This is a genomic window from Thiocystis minor (assembly GCF_016653465.1).
GTDB classification, from domain to species: Bacteria; Pseudomonadota; Gammaproteobacteria; order Chromatiales; family Chromatiaceae; genus Chromatium; species Chromatium minus.
Map to the genome: position 1 here is coordinate 1 of NZ_NHSQ01000111.1, position 15,693 is coordinate 15,693.

Below are 15,693 nucleotides of genomic sequence, written 5' to 3' on the forward strand. Positions count from 1 at the left end.
GATTGTGGGTTCCATCAGACCTCGCCGCCGCTTAATGGTGGCTGGGTCCAACCGCCGGATGCGGAAAACCGCATGTCCGGTGGTGTGGGAGGGCTGACGGGCGCAATCCCGTCAGCCCGACCCGATCAGGCCAGCGAATCCCACACAAGCAGGGTAGTACCTTAAGCCAGAACGCGGCGGTTTTCGATGCGCCTTTGGCGCCATCGTTGTTGTTGTCGTTGTCGTTGTCGTTGTCGTTGTCGTTGTCGATGCGATCATAGCGGACGGGATTCTCCCGCACCGCATAGTCTCGCTGTCCGAGCTTTGTCAGCATCGAATCGATCCGCATTCCAACGCCAAACTGCGAGGCCCGAAGCCGTTGGTTCCGCGCGAAGCGATCGATGCTTTTCAAACGCTTTGCGGTTTCGTCAGCCCAAGCCACGGACCGGATCGAAATCCCGTGCGTAGTTCATGGCCGAATTGCATTGATTCTTCGACAACGACAACGACAACGACAACGACAACGACAACGATTGTATTCGTTTCGTTATTTGACTTTTTTACTCGTGACTTAGCGTGAGTGCGTGACACCGCGGCGCGGTGTCAACAGAGACTGGGGACTCAAGTCGGCTGGACGCCTTTGAGTCCCCCAAGATGCCGCCTGGATCAGGGCGAGGTGGTCGGGCAGGAGAGCTTGCGAGGTTCGATCGAATGAAAGGTCGCGGTCACATGTTGCGCCTGCGTCAGAACCCCCGCACAGGTCTCCAGGCCGCTGCACGCGCCACCCCACCCGGCGAAGGTTGATCCAGGCTCGGGCGTTGCGGTCAGGGAGACAGAGGTTCCGCTGGGATATTCAGCGGAACAGGTGCTGCCGCAGTCGATAATGCCATCGCCGACATCGGACGTGAGATCCAGGCCAGTGACCTCCTCCATCCACTCGACATAGTTGGCAAGACGCATGTGAACGGTCGGATTCCCGGCCGAGTCGCAATCGTTGCCGCGACTGACGACACCGGCCTGGACGAAACCGCCTCGCCCATTGTCGACCACCAGCGGGCTGCCATCGTCGAGCTGACAATCGTCGTTCTCGCCAACGGCCGATTTGGTGCAGATCATGTCATTAGTGATGACGCCCCCGCCGAACGCATCCCGACAGTTCGACGGATCCACTAGGGTGGCATCCACTTTCGACAGAAGCGTCGCCTGATTACCGCAAAAATCGCTGGGGGTCCAGCCAGTCACAGCCCCTTCCGTGCCAAGGCAGGCGAGGTTCTCTTCGCGCTCCGGCGTGACCGGACGCACCGGCTCCACGAAAACCGGCCCCTTGAGTTCCAGAAGCGCAATGTCGTTTTCCAGCGTGAGCGGATCGTATTCGGGATGCCTCACGATGCGTTTGACCTTGGATGCCTGACCGCCGACATCGAAGCGGTCGGATCCCGTGCGAACGTCGATATTGGCGGGCGCCACCGTGACATAGGGATGGAAGGGATCGTTGACATTCTTGTCGACGACACAGTGCGCGGCGGTCAAGATCCAATTGGCGTCGATCACCGATCCGCCACAGGACGGCAGATCGCCATTGACCCACCAGGTGCTGATTTCCAGTGCGGCCTGCCAGGGCCATTCCGTGCTCTCGACCGCCACCCCGCCGACCAGCCTCGGTTGGGCGGTTGCCGGAGCTTGCGACGGGCCTGAATCGGCGGCGTCGCTCTCGGCCAGCGACGAGACCACGCGCCCCTCGCCGCTCCCCAATTTCTGGACGGTCAAGGGCAACTTCAGCGGATCCGGGTTCAACCATTTCGCGACATCCGCAGCGTAATGGGCGAATGCCCCATCGACGGTGGAGTTGTTCTCCGTGTCGCAGACATCGTTCAAATTCGAGCCGCAGGCGCCATAGAGCTGCCCGACCACCTGACCATCGGCCTGCATGACCGGCGAACCGCTGCTGCCGCCCTCGGTCGCGCCAACGACGTCGGCGCTGTAGATAAAGGCGCCTCGGGGCAAACCACCGCAGATTGCGACATTCGAGTCGATACGATGCGTCGAAAAGGCTTGAGGCGAACCAAGCGGATGACTCAGGCGGTAGAGCATCGTGCCATCCATTCGTTCCACCGCCGTGTCGGTCCAGCCCAGAAACCAGGAATCCGCCGGCGGATCCTCGTCCAGCAGGAGCAGACTGTGATCGTTGACCGCCGAATGGTGCAGCAGGGTCGCGCCGAGCGTCGAGGAAGCGCCCGGACCGCTGGGGCACTCGCCACCACAGGATGCGGTCCGATAGTCGAACCAGGTCTCCATGGTCGCGGCGACCTCGGGGGTATTGATGCAGTGGTTGGCGGTCAGGAAATAGGGGATGGCGGTCGCCTGATCGGTATCGGCCAGCAGGCCGCCGGTGCAAAGAAAACTCCCCTCGTTCTCGATGATGAAATTGATGCGCGCGATTGCCTTGCGCACCTTGTCGATTTCGCTCCATTCGGTCGCGTCATGACAGGAGCCGTCCTGGATGCAGCCGGCATTGATCGGGCAGAACGCCTGGGAGGCGGTGTCGAGCAGCATCACGGCGCCGATCTGGAAACTCGCCTCGTCGGAGGCTTGATCAGGCAACTCGACCTGGAGATAGATCTGATTTCCCGAGATGGAGTGCGTCCAGAAACTGCTTTGACGACCAGAATAGGAGCGCGCTTCGCTGGTATTGTTGTCGACGTGGATCACCGCGCCTTCGGGCAGTCGAAGGTTGTCGATGCGCACCCGCGAAACCGCGGCGCCCTCGGTGTCCAGCCGGATGGCCAGGGTCAGGAGACCGCCGGTACGCCGGACCGTGCCACCGAGAAAGCTGTAGGTCTGCTCGGTCATCGCGGCGACGTCAAGCGGCTTGAGGTCGATGTCGAGTTGGATCGGCTTGACGACACCCACCTTCAGCGGCGCTCCGCTGGGGGCCGTCTGGTTGTAACGCGCGATGCTCTCCCGATCGTCCGAGGTCAGTTCGGCCCGCGCGGCGGCGGTCGCCGGGCGTTGTCCGACCAGGGTTTGCAAGCGCTGCAAGGCGGTTTTCTGCTCAAGTTGGCGCGCCTGCGCGGTCACGCCCGCGATCTTCTGCTCCGGAAAGACATCAACCGCAGAGGCGATACCGGAAATGATCAGCGGAATCAGTAAGACCAGCCTTCCGGTCAGCCGTGTTATTTCCATCTCGACGACTCCTGCGAAATAATTGTTTGCGTTGGAATACCGGAGAATAAGGCACCTGAAGCGGCTTCGCCACCAATGGACGCTGACGAGCATGCGCGACAGTGACCTGGATCACACCCGTGTTCCTCATGGTGAAGCGCCATGTGCCCTTGCCAAATATAGCAACAATCCATGCGCGGTCGCAGCGCCGACGATAACCGGCAGACACCAGTCGACGGGGGCTTTCGATCGCGTATCATCCCGCTCACGACCTCACCCAGATCGGTTTTCTTTATGTCCACGACGCAACCGCCCATTGCCGTCTTTGCCTCCTTCTCGGGGAGCGGCGGCGTCGAGCGCATGCTGATCAATCTGCTGCGCGGTTTCGTGGATCTGGGACAGCCGGTCGAGCTGGTTCTGGTCCGGGCCGAGAGCCCTCATTTGACCCGCCTGCCCGCGCAGATCAATCAGGTACGACTGGAGGCCAATCACACCTTTGCCGCGATCCCCGCGCTTGCCCGGTATTTGCGCGAGCGTCGCCCGGCGGCCCTGCTGGCGATCAAGGATCGGGCCGGACGCGCGGCGGTGCTGGCGCGCGCGCTGGCGAGCACCGAGACGCCCATCCTGCTGCGTCTGGGCACCAATTTATCGACCGCCATGGCCGAGCGCACGCCCCCCGAGCGCTGGTTGCGCTATGCGCCGATCCGGCTGCTCTATCCGCGAATCGAGCGCATCCTCGCCGTCTCCGATGGCGTCGCCGACGACACCGCGCGCATCGCCCGGATCCCGCGCGCGCGGATCGAGGTGATCCGCAACCCCGTCATCACCCCGGAACTCAATGCACAGGCGGCCGAACCCTGCGCGCATCCCTGGCTGGCGCCCGGCCAACCGCCGGTGATCCTGGGCGCGGGACGCCTGCAACGTCAGAAGGATTTTCCGACCCTGATCCGTGCCTTCGCCCGGCTGCGCGCGACCCGCGACTGCCGGCTGCTGATCCTTGGCGAGGGTTCCGGACGCGCCAAACTGATGGCGCTGATTGCCGAACTGGGACTGAGCGACAGCGTCGACCTGCCCGGTTTTCAGGCGAACCCCTACCCGTTTCTTGCGCGGGCCGGCGTCTTCGTGCTGTCGTCCGCCTGGGAGGGTTCGCCCAATGTGCTGACCGAGGCGCTGGCGCTCGGCGTGCCGGCGGTCGCGACAGACTGCCCGAGCGGTCCCTCCGAGATTCTGGATGGCGGGCGCTATGGCCCCCTGGTGCCGGTGGGCGACGTCGCGGGACTGGCTGAGGCGATGCGGGCGACGCTTGAGCATCCGCTGCCGTCGGCGGTTCTGCGTTCGGCCGTTGTCGAGTATGAACAGAGTCGTAGCGCCGCGCGTTATCTGTGGGCAATCGGAAACGCGGCGAGCAGGGTATTCGCTTGAACCAAATACGACATTTGGAACCGCAAAGGCGCAAATGGCACAAAAAAACAAGGGTTTGCAATGCGCAGGACGATCACGCTTTTGGTGACTGCCGTCATCGAGACAAGACGTTGAACGACTTGACGTTCTTTGTGTTCTTTGCGGTTCAACTGCCCTTTTTCAGTTGAACGCTGGGACGATCTTGGAACGAACGGGGAAAACCGATGCAAACTTATGATCGAGACATCGTTGCCTGGGCGAACGAGCAAGCCGCGCTGATCCGTGCGCGCCGTTTCGATTTGCTCGACCTGGAACACATCGCCGAGGAGATCGAGGACGTGGGCAAGAGCGAGCACCGCGAACTGGCGAACCGGATGGCGGTGTTATTGGCGCATCTGCTCAAATGGCGGTTTCAGCCCGAACGCCGGGGCGCGAGTTGGCAAATCACGATCCGCAATCAGCGCCGCGGGATCCTCAGGCGTTTGGAAGAGACACCCAGCCTGCGCGTCAAACTCAAGGATCCCGCCTGGTGGAGCGCCGTGTGGGATGACGGGATCGCGCAGGCCGCCGAGGCAACCGGGCTCTCCGATTTCCCGGAGACCTGCCCCTGGAGTCCGGAGGAGATCCTCGCGGAGACTTGGTTTCCGGACAGATCGGCCCAGCCCTGAAGGGCGGACGCCCGACGATGTGCTCGACGCGCCCACCTCGCACGCCGTCACGAATCAAAACATTCAACACGTAAAACGCGCCAGCTCAGACGCTAGCGGGTCGGGAAAACCGACGCGCTGCAAAGACATGAGTGGACACGGCAGGCGCGTTTTACTGGACCTCGATGTCGAACCCGACGATATTGCGGTCCTGCTTGCTGAACTCGACCCCGATCAGGGCGATCGGTTGACCCAGCGCGCGATATTTCTCGGCGTAACCACGGGCCTTGATCTGATCGATCGCGCGTCCTTCCGGGGCGAGTTCCACCACCTTGAACTCGAACAGATAGACCTGACCGTTGAACTTGACGGTCATGTCGATGCGACCCTGATTGCTCGTATCTTCGAGCACGATCTCGAAACCGAGCGCGGCGAAATAGCTGTAGAAGACGCTGGCGTAGTAGCCTTCGTACTGGGCAATGGGGCTGTTGCGATACCAGTCATGGGGAATGCTGGCGTAAAAGGCATGGAAGAGTTCGCGCAGGGCGGGCAGGTCATTGGCCAGCATCAGATCGTAGAGTCGGCTGATGTTGCGCACCGGCACCGAGGGACCGCCGCTCAGGGCTTGCAGCAGGCTATCGTTGAGACTGGTCTGGACCTCCAGGTTGGGATAACGCAAGTGCAGTTCGAGCCGTCCGGGGATCGCGCGCGCGGAGGCGATGGTGAGATAGCCCGCCTGGAACAGCAGCGCCTCGGTCGGGATATTGCCTACATCGAAGGTCGAGAGCAGGCTTTCCGGGGCCATCAGACGCCCCAGATCGGGGATGAACTGCTGGCGCTCGGTGAGTAGCTTGATCAGAAAGGTCGGCGTGCCGGTCTCGAACCACCAGGCGCGGAAGGTCCGATTCCGAAACAATAACAGTAGATCGAAGGGATTGTAGACCGCATCGCCCAGCCAATTGTAACCGTTGTACCAGCGGCGCACCTCGTCGCGATCCAACCCCTCAAGCTCGGGCGCGAAGACGGTGTCGACATCGCTCTCGGTATAGCCGCAAATCGCGGAAAACTCCGGCCTGACCGTGATGTCTTCCAGATTGTTCAACCCGGAAAAAATGCTCACCTTGCTGAATTTTGAGACGCCGGTCAGAAAGGCGAAGCGGACATAGGCATCCGAATCCTTGATGACCGAGTAGAAATCCTTCAGAACCTCGCGGATCTCGATTGCCCGCTCGCGGTCCTCGATGCGATCCAGGATGGGCTTGTCGTATTCGTCGACCAGCACGACGACACGCTGGCCGGTGCGTTCGGCCAGTTCGCGAATCAGGGTCTTGAAGCGGCTGCGGGCGTCCGGGAAGCGCGCACTCAGAGCATGCTGGGACTCCAAGGCGCTGAGTTGTTCGTGCAGACTCTGTTGCAGATCGGCGGCCGATCCCAACAACCCACCCCCGAAGCTGAAGCGCAGGACAGGATAGGCGACCGACCAATCCCAGCGCCGTTCGGCCTCCAGCCCCTTGAACAGGGCTGCGTTGCCCTCGAAGAGTTCCTTGAGGGTATCGACCAGCAGGCTTTTGCCAAAGCGGCGCGGGCGTGAGAGGAAGAAATATTTCCCCTGCTCGATCAGCGTCAGGGCGAAACCGGACTTGTCGACATAGTAATAACCCTCCTCGCGAATCTCGCGAAGAGTCTGGATCCCGATCGGCAGTTTGCGGCGCGTCGTGGTCATGGCGGCGGTTTGGACTCGTTACGGAAAGATGGCGACAGTATAGACTTCCGCCGAGGCTGGCCGGCCCGAAGACGATTCGTCCCAGCGCGCCTCGTTTTGGCGTCCGCCACCACCGCAGGAGCCCGCTTGCGGGCGAACGAAACCGCGTCCAGAGCGAGATGCCGAGTGTCGAGTGAGTCTGAGTGTGAGTGTGACGTTTCGCCCATCCGCGGTCCTTGGCGTGGACGCGGTTTTATCTTTATCTTTTTTAATCGCTTAAACCGCGCCTGCTCCGACAGCCGCAGAGGCTGCCGAGGTTGTTCCAATCCAACAACATCGCCTACCGCGCTGGACGCGGTTTCATCCTGTCCATTCCGCGCCAAGGATCCACGGGGATCGGCGCATCATGAGGCACCGTCCATGGGTCAGTTATTTCGCATCACCGGCTTTCTCTCCTACATCCTGATGCTCTTTCTCAATGCCTTCGTCGACCTGGGGCACAAGATCGTCATCCAGAACACGCTGTTCAAAACCTATGACGGCGATGCGCAGATCCTGCTGACGGCCATCGTCAACGCATTGATCCTGCTGCCCTTCGTGCTGCTGTTCACGCCGTCCGGTTTCCTGGCCGACCGCTTCCCGAAAAACCGCGTGATGCGCGTGAGCGCCTGGATCGCGGTCGCGCTCACCCTGGCGATCACGCTCTTCTATTACCTCGGCTGGTTCTGGCCGGCCTTTGCCATGACCTTTCTGCTGGGCGCGCAGGCCGCGATCTATTCGCCCGCCAAATACGGCTATATCAAGGAACTGGTCGGCAAGGAATCGCTGGCCGCTGCCAATGGCTGGGTTCAGGCGACCACCACCACCGCGATCCTGGCCGGGATCTTCGTCTTTTCCATCCTCTTCGAGGGCCGTCTGAGCGACACCAGCTTTGCCACGCCCGGCGAGGTCATGGGCCTGATCGCGCCATTGGGCTGGATCCTGGTGCTCTGTTCGCTGACCGAAGTCTTCATGGCCTACCGCCTGCCCGAGAGGAATCCAGGCACCGCGATGCGCTTCGACTGGAGCCAGTACCTCGGTGGGCGCTATCTGAAACACAACCTGCATGCCGCCTGGGACAATCAGGTGATCTGGCTGTCGATCGTCGGGCTGGCGGTCTTCTGGTCGATCTCGCAGGTGATGCTGGCGGTGTTCCCGGCCTTCGCGAAGGAGACGCTCGGCGAGACCAATACCGTGGTCATCCAGGGCATGTTGGCCTGCTCGGGGGTGGGTATCATTCTCGGCTCGATCGTCGCAGGGCGAGTTTCGCGTGGTCACATCGAGACCGCCCTGATCCCGATCGGCGCGCTCGGCATCGCCGCGACCCTGTTCCTGCTGCCCGGACTCGGCTCGGCCTGGGCGCATGGGATCAACTTCCTGCTGCTCGGTTTCCTGGCCGGATTGTATCTGGTACCGCTGAACGCGCTGATCCAGTTCAACGCCGGCGAGGACGATCTGGGTCGGGTGCTGGCGGCCAACAATTTCATCCAGAACATTCTGATGCTGAGCTTCCTCGCGCTCACGGTCGCCGCGGCCTATCTCCACATCGGCGGTCTGGCGCTGATGCTCACGCTGGCCGCGATCGCGCTGCTCGGCGCGCTCTATACGCTCTATCAACTGCCGCAGTCGCTGGTGCGATTTCTCATCGGCCGCGCGATGTCGACCCGTTACCGGCTCAATGTCATGGGCCTGAAAAACCTGCCGGCGCAGGGCGGCGTGCTGATGCTCGGCAATCACGTCAGTTGGATCGACTGGGCAATGATGCAGATGGCCAGTCCGCGACCGGTGCGCTTCGTCATGGAGCGGGTGATCTACCAACGCTGGTATCTGCGCTGGTTCCTGGATTTCTTCGGCGTGGTGCCGATCTCGCGCGGGAGCAGCCGGCAGGCGATCGCGACCGTGACCCGACTTCTGGACGCGGGCGAGGTGGTCTGCATCTTCCCGGAAGGGACGCTAAGCAAGAACGGCCAGCTCTCCGAATTCAAGCGCGGTTTCGAGCTGTCGGCGCGCGCGGCCAGTTCGGGCGTCATCCTGCCCTTCTATCAGCGCGGTCTCTGGGGCAGCCGCTTCTCCTATGCGAGCGACAAGCTCAAGTCCAATCGGCGCGACGGACGTCTGCGCGAGGTCATCGTCGCCTTCGGTCCGACCCTGCCGCTGGATTCGTCCGCCGAACGGGTGAAGCAGGCGGTTTTCGATCTGTCGGTCACCTCCTGGCAGACCTATGTGACGACCCTGCCGACCCTTCCGGCGGCCTGGCTCGCGACCGCCAAACGCGATCCTGGCGCGGTCGCGATCATCGATTCCATCGGCACCTCGCTGACCAATCGGCGTCTGATCACCGCCGTGCTGCTGTTCGCCGGACGGGTGCGGCGTCTGGCGCCGGAACCGGCCATCGGCATCCTGATGCCCGCCAGCAGTGCCGGGGCCATCGCCAATCTGGCCGCGCTTATGGCGGGCAAGACGGTGGTGAATCTGAACTACACCGCCAGCGCCGATGCCTTGCGGGCCGGCGTCGCACAGGCCGGCATCCGGCATGTCATCACCGCCGACCGTTTTCTGCGCAAGCTCGAACAGCGCGGGATCGACCTCGGCGCGACGTTGCCGGACGTGACCCTGCATCCGATGGAAGGCATGCGCGCGGGCATCGGCAAGCTCAGTGCCCTGGCCATGCTGGGGCTGTCGAGTCTGCTTCCGGCGCGGGCGTTGCTCTGGCTGTTCGGCGACCACGCCAAGCCGGACGACACCGCCGCGATCCTCTTTTCCAGCGGCAGCGAGGGCGCGCCCAAGGGCATCGAACTCACGCATCGCAACATCATGGCCAACGTGCGCCAGATCTCGGACGTGCTCAATACCGAAAGCAGCGACGTCATCATGGCCAACCTGCCGCTGTTCCATGCCTTCGGTCTGACGGCGACCACCTTCCTGCCGCTGCTGGAAGGCATCCCCATGGTCTGCCATCCCGACCCCACCGACGCGCCCGGCACCGCCAAGGCCATCGCCCGTCACCGCGCTACGGTGCTCTGTAGCACCTCGACCTTCCTGCGGCTCTACACCCGCAACAAGCGCGTGCATCCGCTGATGCTCCAGTCGCTGCGGATCGTCGTCGCCGGCGCCGAGCGGCTGGGGCCGGAGGTGCGCGAGGCCTTCGCGCTCAAGTTCCACAAACCGATCTACGAGGGTTATGGCGCGACCGAGACCACGCCGGTGGCCAGCGTCAACGTCCCGGACGCCTTGGACAACGAGAGCTGGAAGATCCAGTCCGGTTCGCGCCCCGGCACCGTCGGCATGCCGCTGCCCGGAACCAGCTTCCGCATCGTCGATCCGGTCTCGCTGGAGACGCTACCGGCGGGCGAGGACGGCTTGATCCTGATCGGCGGCGTGCAGGTCATGAAAGGCTATCTCCGAGCGCCCGAGAAGACCGCCGATGCGGTCGTCGAACTGGACGGCATGCGCTGGTACAAAACCGGCGACAAGGGACATCTGGACAGCGACGGCTTCCTGACCATCGTCGACCGCTACTCGCGCTTCGCCAAGCTGGGCGGCGAGATGATCAGTTTGAGCGTGGTCGAGGAACAGGCACGACGGGCGCTCGGCCAGCCCGAGCTGGAGGTCGCGGCGGTCAATCTGCCCGACGAGCGCAAGGGCGAGCGCATCCTGCTGCTGGTTGCCGGGGAGATTGATGGGGACGTATTGCGCAGAAAGCTGCTGGACATCGGCGCCAATCCGCTGAGCATCCCGTCGCAGATCGCGCGGGTCGAGGCGATCCCGAAGCTCGGCAGCGGCAAGACCGATTTCGGCGCCGCACGGCGGTTGGCGCTCGCTCTCTAGCCGGAAGCGCCCGTGGGGGCGCGCCCGGATGTCGAATTCACGCGCCGGTCGCTAGACAGGCCTGGGCCATCGTCATCAGATCGACCCGCGCCCGCAGACGACGCGAAAGCATTGCCGAACCCATGAATTTACGATGCAGAAACATGGTCTCGGCGGCGGGCACGGTCGTGAAAACACCCGAGTGAAACAGTTCGCGGCCACGCTGAAAGACCCGTTCGAACAGATCGGAGGCCCCGAAGTCGTAGTAACCCGGCTGACGCAGCGGCTCGGCGGAGAGACAGAGCATGTCGATCATGGCCTCGACCTGTTCGCTGGGATCGTCGGCGCCCATGTAACCGAGCGCCACGGCGGCGGTGCGCATGCCCTCGCGATCATCGAGGATCGAGGCCTTGAACATCTGTCGATATTGCTCCACCAGCACCGGCGACACCGACTGCGTGGCGCCAAAATCCAGCAGCACGATACGCCCGTTGGCCGCGTCGTAAAGATAATTGCTGAAGTTGGGATCGGTCTGGACCAGGGCGAACTCGAACAGTTCGCGCAGGGTCAGGCGCATCAGCAGGGTCGCCGCGCGATCGCGCTCGGCGCGCCGGTAACTGGGATCGGCCAGCCGGTCCACCGGAACGCCCTCGGCGAAATCCATCGCAAGAATGCCCGGCGTCGAGAAGTCCCGGTGGACACCGGGAATAAAGAAGTCCGGATCGTCCCCGACCTGGACCCGATAGGCGTCCATCGCATCGGCCTCGGCGACATAATCGGCCTCGCGGTGAAGCTGGCGGCGCGCCGCGTCGAGATAGGGCGAGATGTCGATTCCCGGCGGCGCCATGCCGAAGGTCTTGCCGAAGAAGATCATGTTGTCGATATCGCTGTCGATGCTCGCGCGCACGCCCGGAAACTGGATCTTGAGCGCCAGTTGCCGTCCATCTCGCGTCTCGGCGCGATGCACCTGCCCGATGGACGCGGCGGCGATCGGCGTGAAATCGAAGCGTTTGAAGCGCTTGTCCCAACCCGCGCCATATTCGCTCTCCAGCACCTTGGCGAGCTGGCTCAACGGCATGGGCTCGGCGCGGTCGCGCAATGCGCTCAGGATCTCGGCGGCTTCCGGGGTCAGGATGTCGGTCCCGTCCATCGACATGAGCTGGCCCATCTTCATCACCGCGCCGCGCATGTGCGCGAGCCGGTCGGTGAAACGCTTGGTCGATTCAGGGGAGATCTGAATCCGCGAGGGGTGTTTTCCCCCGCGACCGCGCGCCATCTCGATCAGACCCTTGACCCCGATCCCCGCCGCTAGGTCGCCAGTCGCGCGCCCCATGTGCCAGAGACGGCTGATGCGGTTGCTTGGAACGGCGGAGCCGCGGGAGGTGGGTGTTTGAGACATGAGCATTTTTCCTGGCGATGAAACCACGTCCAGAGTGACTTGCGCTGGTTCGAGCGAGCATCCGTCTTGCGGCGACCAACGGCGATCAGTGAGACGCGGTTATAAGAATTAAACATTGAATGGTGTCGGTTGCGTCAGCTCCGACGCGAACCGGCGCGGGCGAAGCCGGCCAAGCGCACAACCGACGCCGCCCTGCCGGACGCGTTGCATGGTCCATGATCGCTTTCAAACATGGCGTTGACGGCGCGCGAGTACAACTCAAACCTTTGTATCGGTAACGGTTATAAAGTTTCACAAAGAAACCGATCTTGCCGCAATGACAAAAGACATTGTCGACAATTTATTGAGTTTTTAAAAATTTTCGTTATTCTAACGCCTTTAATCGCCAGGATTGTCGACAGCATAACGATGCCCCATCCAGCAGTGATCGCTTTAGAGAGTTGCTCGACCATCGCCGACCGGGTCTTCGACCAGCTTCGCCAAGCCATCGTGGCGGGCGAGATTCCTCCCGGCAGCAAGATCAGCGAGCCCGTCCTGGCGACCCGCTACGGCATCAGCCGCGGCCCGCTGCGCGAGGCCATGCGACGGCTGGAAGCGACCAATCTGGTGGAGCGCAAGCCGAACGTGGGGGCGCGCGTGATCACGCTCTCCAACGCTCAATTGCTGGAGATCTATGTCATCCGCGAGGCGCTCGAAGGCATGGCGGCGCGACTTGCGGCGGAACGCATGTCCGACGCGGACATCGGCGCACTCCAGGCGTTGCTGGAACGCCACCGGCACGAGGTCGCCCGCGACGACTGGCAGACCTATTTTCAGCAGGAAGGAGATCTGGATTTCCATTTTCGGATCGTCCAGGGCAGCGGCAACCGGCGACTGGTCGACATTCTCTGCAACGATCTTTACCACCTGGCGCGGATGTACCGCTGTCAGTTCGGGATGAAGAGCGACCGGGCGCGCGAGGCGCTGAAGGAACACGGACAGGTCGTCGAGGCCATCGCCGAGCGCGACGGCGAGCTGGCCGAGTGGCTGATGCGTCGGCATATCCGTGCCTCGCGGCAGTCCATCGAACGCCGGCTTGCGGCGGAGAAGGACTGATCGCCAATTGTAGGATGGGCAAAGCGCAGCGTGCCCATCCTAATACGCGCTAAAGCCTGAAGATGGGCACGCTGCGCTTTGCCCATCCTACTCACAATTGACGAGGCGAACACGATGACCGAACCGACCACCCCCGGCGCCAAGTTGCGCCGTGCCGTCCAGGAAGAACGTCCCTTGCAGGTCGTCGGCGCGATCAACGCCTATCACGCCATGATGGCCGAACGCACCGGATACCGGGCGCTCTATCTCTCCGGCGGCGGGGTCGCGGCGGGCTCTTTCGGCGTACCGGACCTCGGCATGACCAGTCTCGACGATGTGCTGGAAGACGTGCGCCGTATCACCTACGCGACCGAGCTGCCGCTGCTGGTCGATGCGGACACCGGCTGGGGCGGCGCCTTCAACATCGCCCGCACGGTCAAGCAGATGAGCCGGGCGGGCGCGGCGGGCTGTCATATCGAGGATCAGGTGGCCGCCAAACGCTGCGGCCATCGCCCCGGCAAGGCGGTCGTTTCCAAGTCCGAAATGGTCGACCGCATCAAGGCCGCCGTGGACGCGCGCACCGACGATTTCGTGATCATGGCTCGCACCGATGCCCTAGCCGTCGAGGGCATGGACTCGGCCATCGAGCGCGCGGTGGCCTGTGTCGAGGCCGGCGCGGACATGATCTTCCCGGAGGCCATGACCGAGCTTGCCCAATACGAAACCTTCATCGCGGCGGTCCAGGTGCCGGTGCTTGCCAACATCACCGAATTCGGCGCCACGCCGCTGTTCACCACCACCGAGCTGGGCGCGGTCGGCGTGTCGCTGGTGCTCTACCCGCTGTCGGCCTTCCGCGCCATGAACCGGGCCGCGCTCAATGTCTATCAGGCGATCCGCCGCGACGGCACTCAGGCCAACGTGGTCGACACCATGCAGACCCGCATGGAGCTGTACGACTATCTGAACTATCACAGCTTCGAGCAGAAACTCGACGAGCTGTTCGCACAGTCGCAACCCGAGGCGTAAATCGAATAAGAGCAGTCAGCTTCCAGCCTCCAGCAGCCAGCGGTTGGGAATCGGCAACTTGGCCGATGATTGAGACCTACCGAGACTCACCCATTGGGTGAAGGCTGCAAGAAGGGAAAATCTCTGCAACACAATGGCTGGAAGCCGATCGCTGGAGGCTGACCGCTCTATTTAAGAGAAACCAAAACAAGACGTTGAACCGAGGAACCGAGGAGAGGAAACGATGGCCGAGAACGACGCAAACCCCTTGCCCAAGCCGAAAAAATCCGTCGCCCTGTCCGGCACCGTGGCCGGCAATACGGCGATTTGCACGGTCGGACGGACCGGCAACGATCTGCACTATCGCGGCTATGACATCCTGGATTTCGCCGATCAGGCCGAGCTCGAGGAGATCGCTCATCTGCTGATCCATGAGCGTCTCCCCACCCGCACCGAGCTGGCCGCCTACAAGCGCAAGCTCAAGGCCATGCGCGGATTGCCGGCGGCGCTGAAGACCGCGCTGGAGCAGATTCCAGCCTCTTCCGCCCATCCGATGGACGTGATGCGCACCGGTTGTTCGCTGCTCGGTACCCTGGAGCCGGAGAAGGACAGCATGCCGGTCGGCGCGGCGCGCGAGATCGGCGACCGGCTGATCGCCTGTTTCGGCTCCATGCTGCTCTACTGGTATCACTTCGCTCATCACGGCCGGCGCATCGAGGTCGAGACCGACGACGAGACGATTGGTGGTCATTTCCTGCATCTGCTGCACGGCGAAACACCGTCCGCCGACTGGGTGCGCGCCATGCACACCTCGCTCATCCTCTACGCCGAGCACGAGTTCAACGCCTCCACCTTCACCGCGCGGGTGATCGCTGGCACCAACTCGGACATGTATTCGGCCATCACCGGCGCGACGGGTGCACTGCGCGGACCCAAGCACGGCGGCGCCAACGAGGCCGCCTGCGAGATCCAACAGCGTTACGCCAGCCCCGACGAAGCAGAGGCCGACATCCGCGAGCGGGTCGCCCGCAAGGAGATCGTCATCGGCTTCGGCCATCCGGTCTATACCATCGCCGACCCGCGCAACGAGGTCATCAAGTCGGTCGCCCGGCGCTTGTCCGAGGCCAACGAAAACATGGCGATGTTCGAGGTCGCCGAGCGGCTCGAAAGCGTCATGTGGGATCAGAAGAAGATGTTCCCCAATCTCGACTGGTTCTCCGCCGTGTCCTATGCGCAGATGGGCGTGCCAACCCCATTGTTCACGCCCATCTTCGTCATCTCGCGCACCGCCGGCTGGGTCGCCCATGTCATCGAGCAGCGCCAGGATGGCAAGATCATCCGTCCGAGTGCCAACTATATTGGGGTCGAGAACCTCAAGTGGGTGCCGATCGAGCAACGATAGTTGGCAGTTGGCAGTTGGCAGTTGGCAGTTGGCAGTTGGCAGTTGGCAGTTGGCAGTTGGCAGTTGGCAGTTGGCA

10 protein-coding genes are annotated in these 15,693 nt (G+C 62.7%); 6 read left to right on the top strand and 4 right to left on the bottom strand.

Annotated features, from left to right (window positions below; genetic code table 11):
- Positions 1-31: 31 nt before the first annotated feature.
- Complete coding sequence (locus CCR95_RS15785; protein ID WP_201096095.1) at positions 32-313, bottom strand: hypothetical protein; 282 nt, start codon at positions 311-313, stop codon at positions 32-34.
- Between the two features lie 332 nt (positions 314-645).
- Positions 646-3,162 carry a trypsin-like serine protease gene (locus CCR95_RS15790; protein WP_201096100.1) on the bottom strand — a complete coding sequence of 839 codons (2,517 nt, stop codon included), beginning with the start codon at positions 3,160-3,162 and terminating at the stop codon, positions 646-648.
- 273 nt (positions 3,163-3,435) lie between these two features.
- On the opposite strand from CCR95_RS15790, the gene CCR95_RS15795 reads away from it, so the two are divergent.
- Positions 3,436-4,563, top strand: a complete 1,128-nt coding sequence (locus tag CCR95_RS15795; RefSeq protein ID WP_201096101.1) for a glycosyltransferase — start codon at positions 3,436-3,438, stop codon at positions 4,561-4,563.
- 203 nt (positions 4,564-4,766) lie between these two features.
- A complete protein-coding gene (locus CCR95_RS15800) occupies positions 4,767-5,210 on the top strand; it encodes a DUF29 domain-containing protein (RefSeq protein ID WP_201096103.1) in 444 nt (147 codons plus the stop codon).
- Positions 5,211-5,361: 151 nt separating this feature from the next.
- Here the strand turns inward: CCR95_RS15800 and CCR95_RS15805 are convergent, their stop codons facing one another.
- A complete protein-coding gene (locus tag CCR95_RS15805) occupies positions 5,362-6,912 on the bottom strand; it encodes an ATP-binding protein (RefSeq protein ID WP_201096104.1) in 1,551 nt (516 codons plus the stop codon).
- Between the two features lie 399 nt (positions 6,913-7,311).
- On the opposite strand from CCR95_RS15805, the gene CCR95_RS15810 reads away from it, so the two are divergent.
- Positions 7,312-10,758 (top strand): acyl-[ACP]--phospholipid O-acyltransferase, encoded by a 3,447-nt coding sequence (locus CCR95_RS15810; RefSeq protein ID WP_201096105.1) that lies wholly within the window; start codon positions 7,312-7,314, stop codon positions 10,756-10,758.
- A 37-nt stretch (positions 10,759-10,795) separates the two neighbouring features.
- Here the strand turns inward: CCR95_RS15810 and CCR95_RS15815 are convergent, their stop codons facing one another.
- Positions 10,796-12,136, bottom strand: coding sequence for an ABC1 kinase family protein (locus CCR95_RS15815; RefSeq protein WP_201096107.1), 1,341 nt, complete (start codon positions 12,134-12,136; stop codon positions 10,796-10,798).
- Between the two features lie 408 nt (positions 12,137-12,544).
- Here CCR95_RS15815 and CCR95_RS15820 point away from each other — a divergent pair, with 408 nt between their 5' ends.
- From CCR95_RS15820 to prpC, 3 genes are all read left to right on the top strand, one after another.
- The gene (locus CCR95_RS15820) at positions 12,545-13,231 is read left to right on the top strand and encodes a GntR family transcriptional regulator (protein ID WP_201096109.1); all 687 of its coding nucleotides are present in this window, start codon (positions 12,545-12,547) and stop codon (positions 13,229-13,231) included.
- A gap of 114 nt (positions 13,232-13,345) precedes the next feature.
- Positions 13,346-14,236, top strand: a complete 891-nt coding sequence (gene prpB, locus CCR95_RS15825; protein WP_201096110.1) for a methylisocitrate lyase — start codon at positions 13,346-13,348, stop codon at positions 14,234-14,236.
- A 223-nt stretch (positions 14,237-14,459) separates the two neighbouring features.
- A complete protein-coding gene (prpC, locus tag CCR95_RS15830; RefSeq protein ID WP_201096111.1) occupies positions 14,460-15,617 on the top strand; it encodes a bifunctional 2-methylcitrate synthase/citrate synthase in 1,158 nt (385 codons plus the stop codon).
- The last annotated feature ends 76 nt before the right edge of the window (positions 15,618-15,693 follow it).

Excerpts from the sequence above, each read along its gene's own strand:
- CCR95_RS15800 (WP_201096103.1), top strand. The coding sequence starts at position 4,767 with ATGCAAACTTATGATCGAGACATCGTTGCCTGGGCGAACGAGCAAGCC.
- prpB (WP_201096110.1), top strand. The coding sequence starts at position 13,346 with ATGACCGAACCGACCACCCCCGGCGCCAAGTTGCGCCGTGCCGTCCAG.
- CCR95_RS15795 (WP_201096101.1), top strand. The coding sequence starts at position 3,436 with ATGTCCACGACGCAACCGCCCATTGCCGTCTTTGCCTCCTTCTCGGGG.
- CCR95_RS15820 (WP_201096109.1), top strand. The coding sequence starts at position 12,545 with ATGCCCCATCCAGCAGTGATCGCTTTAGAGAGTTGCTCGACCATCGCC.
- CCR95_RS15790 (WP_201096100.1), bottom strand. The coding sequence starts at position 3,162 with ATGGAAATAACACGGCTGACCGGAAGGCTGGTCTTACTGATTCCGCTG.
- CCR95_RS15805 (WP_201096104.1), bottom strand. The coding sequence starts at position 6,912 with ATGACCACGACGCGCCGCAAACTGCCGATCGGGATCCAGACTCTTCGC.
- prpC (WP_201096111.1), top strand. The coding sequence starts at position 14,460 with ATGGCCGAGAACGACGCAAACCCCTTGCCCAAGCCGAAAAAATCCGTC.
- CCR95_RS15815 (WP_201096107.1), bottom strand. The coding sequence starts at position 12,136 with ATGTCTCAAACACCCACCTCCCGCGGCTCCGCCGTTCCAAGCAACCGC.
- CCR95_RS15785 (WP_201096095.1), bottom strand. The coding sequence starts at position 313 with ATGCTGACAAAGCTCGGACAGCGAGACTATGCGGTGCGGGAGAATCCC.
- CCR95_RS15810 (WP_201096105.1), top strand. The coding sequence starts at position 7,312 with ATGGGTCAGTTATTTCGCATCACCGGCTTTCTCTCCTACATCCTGATG.